Origin of the sequence: Streptomyces sp. NPDC059785 (assembly GCF_042732375.1) — a bacterium.
In the GTDB taxonomy this organism is placed as follows: Bacteria; Actinomycetota; Actinomycetes; order Streptomycetales; family Streptomycetaceae; genus Streptomyces.
The window spans coordinates 24527-27956 of the sequence record NZ_JBHWHV010000093.1; the positions used below are offsets into that span (position 1 = coordinate 24527).

The following is a 3430-nucleotide window of genomic DNA, read 5'->3' on the forward strand; positions in this document are numbered from 1 at the left end:
CTGCCGGGCAGTTCGCGGGTGCCCTTGGGGCGTCCGCCGGGCAGCATGCGGGAGCTCCGGGGCCCGCCGAGCATCACCCCGGGCACCCGGGATCCCCCGCCGGGCAGCACGCGGGAGTTCCGGGAGCGCATCCCGGTCCGCCGCCCGCGCCCGTGCCGCCGCCCGCCCCCGGTTTCGTACCGCCGCCGGCTCCCGCCGCTCACCCCCAGCCGCAGGCGGCGCCGCAGTCACCGACGCCCGGGGTGCCTGCGCCCCACGCGCCTGCGCCGCAGCCACCCGCGCCGCACGTCCCCGCCCCGCAGCCACCCGTCCCCCACGCGCCCGCGCCTCAGCCGTCGCACGCGTCGGTGCAGTCGCCTCCCGACAGCACCGGGCACGTGCGGCTGCCGACCGGGGACCCCGTGGCCATGCCGAGTCCGCCGCTCGCCCAGGGGGCCCCCGACCCGGCGTCCACCACGCTGGCCGTGCTGCTCATCGGCCCCGCCGGAGCCGGCAAGACCAGCGTCGCCAAGTACTGGGCGGAGCATCGCCGGGTGCCCACGGCCCACATCAGCCTGGACGACGTACGCGAATGGGTGCGCTCGGGCTTCGCCGACCCGCAGTCGGGGTGGAACGACCACTCGGAGGCGCAGTATCGTCTCGCCCGCCGTACCTGCGGCTTCGCCGCACGGAACTTCCTGGCGAACGGCATCTCCTGCATCCTCGACGACGCCGTGTTCCCGGACCGCCCGGTCGTCGGCCTCGGCGGCTGGAAGCGGCACGTGGGGCCGGGCCTGCTGCCGGTCGTGCTCCTGCCGGGCCTCGAGATAGTCCTGGAGCGCAACGCCGAGCGCTCCGGCAACCGCCGCCTCACGGACGAGGAGGTCGCCCGCATCCACGGCCGCATGGCCGGCTGGTACGGCTCGGGCCTGCCCATCATCGACAACTCCCAGCTCGACGTGGAGGCCACCGCCCAGGTCCTGGACGAGGTGCTGGCCCGGTCCATCGCCAGTCCGCCGCAGTGGTGACCTCCGGCTCCGCGCCCGGCGCGGGCGCCGGGGTGTGACCCCGGGCGCCGCCCGGTCGGCCCCACTGGACCGGCGACATCCGGCCACCGCTCGTAGGCTCGGGGCATGTCAGAGGTGTACGCGGCCCGCCGGATGCGGCTCAGGGAGCGCTGTACGGCGGGCGGCAGCGCTGCGGCGCTCGTCACCCGCCCGGCGAACGTGCGGTATCTCGCGGGCGCGGCGCCGCACGGCGCCGCCCTGCTGCTCGGCGGGGACGAGGATCTGCTGATCTGCGGCTCCGTGCCGAGCGGCGACCCGGCCGAGGGACGTCCCGACGACGCGCTGCGGCTGCGGGTGCGGCCCGCGCCCGGCGGCGACACCGCCGTCGCGGCGGCCTCCCTGGCCGCCGGACAGGGCGTCGACTCCCTCGCCGTGGAGGAACACCACCTGACCGTGACCCGGCACCGGGCGATCGGCTCCGAGGCGCCCGGCCTGCGCCTCGCCGACCTCGGCTCGGCGGTGGAACAGCTCAGGGTCGTCAAGGACGAGGAGGAGATCTCGTTCCTGCGCATCGGCGCGGAGATCGCCGACCAGGCCCTGGGCGAGCTGCTCGAATCGATCCTGGTGGGCCGTACGGAACGGCATCTCGCGCTGGAGCTGGAGCGCCGGCTCGTCGACCACGGCGCCGACGGCCCCGCCTTCGCGACCTCGGTCGGCACCGGACCGAACTCCGGGCACCGCGGCCACCGGCCCACCGACCGCCGGGTGGAGGAGGGCGACTTCCTCTCCGTCTGCCTCGGCGCCGTCTACAAGGGCTACCGCTGCGAGATCGGCCGCACCTTCGTCATCGGCACCTCGCCCGCGGACTGGCAGATCGAGCTGTACGACCTGGTCTTCGCCGCGCAGCGCGCCGGGCGCGAGGCACTGCTCCCCGGCGCCGGCTACCGCGACGTGGACCGCGCGGCCAGGCAGGTGCTCGACTCCGCGGGGCGAGCGGAGGGACTGCCCGCGCTTACCGGCCACGGCGTCGGACTCGAAATCGACGAGGACCCGCAGTTGGCCCCGGCGGCCATGGGTAAACTGGACGCTTGCGTGCCGGTCACCGTCGAACCGGGGGTCCACCTCCCGGGCCGGGGCGGTGTCCGGATCGATGACACGCTCGTCGTGCGCCCCGAGGCGGACGGCGGACCCGAGCTACTCACCATCACGACCAAGGAGCTGCTCGCGCTGTAGCGCGTGTCTTCTGGTCGTCCACGTCAGTCCAGGAGATTCCGCAACCGTGGCTTCCACGAACGACCTCAAGAACGGCCTGGTGCTCAAGCTCGAAGGCGGCCAGCTCTGGTCCGTCGTCGAGTTCCAGCACGTCAAGCCCGGCAAGGGCCCCGCTTTCGTGCGCACCAAGCTCAAGAACGTGCTCTCCGGCAAGGTCGTCGACAAGACGTTCAACGCCGGTATCAAGGTCGAGACGGCCACTGTCGACAAGCGCGACATGCAGTTCTCCTACATGGACGGCGACTACTTCGTCTTCATGGACATGGAGACCTACGACCAGCTCATGGTCGACCGCAAGGCCGTCGGCGACGCCGCCAACTTCCTGATCGAGGGCTTCACCGCCACCGTCGCGCAGCACGAGGGCGAGGTGCTCTTCGTCGAGCTGCCGGCCGCCGTCGAGCTCGTCGTCCAGGAGACCGAGCCGGGCGTCCAGGGCGACCGCTCCACCGGTGGCACCAAGCCCGCCACCCTGGAGACCGGCCACCAGATCCAGGTCCCGCTCTTCATCACCACCGGCGAGAAGATCAAGGTCGACACCCGCACGAGCGACTACCTCGGCCGGGTGAACAGCTAACCGTGGCTGCCCGCAACACGGCCCGCAAGCGCGCCTTCCAGATCCTCTTCGAGGGCGACCAGCGTGGCGCCGACGTCCTGACGGTCCTCGCCGACTGGATCCGGCACTCCCGGACCGACACCCGGCAGCCGCCGGTGAGCGAGTACACGATGCAGCTCGTCGAGGGGTACGCCAAGAAGGCGGGCCGGATCGACGAACTGATCGCGCAGTACGCCGTCGGCTGGACGCTGGACAGGATGCCGGTCGTCGACCGCAACATCCTCCGCCTCGGTGCCTACGAGCTGATCTGGGTCGACGAGACCCCGGACGCCGTGGTGCTCGACGAGGCGGTGCAGCTCGCCAAGGAATTCTCCACGGACGAGTCGCCCGCGTTCATCAACGGTCTGCTGGGGCGGCTGAAGGAACTGAAGCCGACGCTCCGCCGGGACGTTTAGCGTTCCACTGTGAGTGCCGTGGTCTGCCGTCGGTCGGCCGCGGCGCCGTTGCGGCTGGGCGCGCAGTTCCCCGCGCCCCTTCAGGGCGCGGCCCCGGTCGGCGCCCCGACCGCACGGTGACTGACGCCGCCGCCCGGAACGCTGGAGGGCCCGCAGCACCTCGC

Annotated in this window: 4 protein-coding genes; all 4 read left to right on the top strand. The window is 73.0% G+C overall.

What is annotated here, in order from left to right; all coding sequences use genetic code 11:
• Positions 1 to 152 precede the first annotated feature (152 nt).
• The 4 genes from ACFV6E_RS40330 (at position 153) to nusB (ending at position 3266) form a co-directional block, all read left to right on the top strand.
• Positions 153 to 1007: an AAA family ATPase gene (locus ACFV6E_RS40330; protein WP_385468575.1), complete on the top strand. Its 855-nt coding sequence runs from the start codon at positions 153 to 155 to the stop codon at positions 1005 to 1007.
• Positions 1008 to 1112: 105 nt separating this feature from the next.
• Positions 1113 to 2219, top strand: coding sequence for a M24 family metallopeptidase (locus tag ACFV6E_RS40335; RefSeq protein ID WP_385171798.1), 1107 nt, complete (start codon positions 1113 to 1115; stop codon positions 2217 to 2219).
• A gap of 46 nt (positions 2220 to 2265) precedes the next feature.
• Positions 2266 to 2832 carry an elongation factor P gene (gene efp, locus ACFV6E_RS40340; protein ID WP_385171796.1) on the top strand — a complete coding sequence of 189 codons (567 nt, stop codon included), beginning with the start codon at positions 2266 to 2268 and terminating at the stop codon, positions 2830 to 2832.
• A gap of 2 nt (positions 2833 to 2834) precedes the next feature.
• Entirely contained in the window at positions 2835 to 3266 is a 432-nt protein-coding gene (nusB, locus tag ACFV6E_RS40345; RefSeq protein ID WP_385171793.1) for a transcription antitermination factor NusB, read from the top strand.
• Positions 3267 to 3430 lie beyond the last annotated feature (164 nt).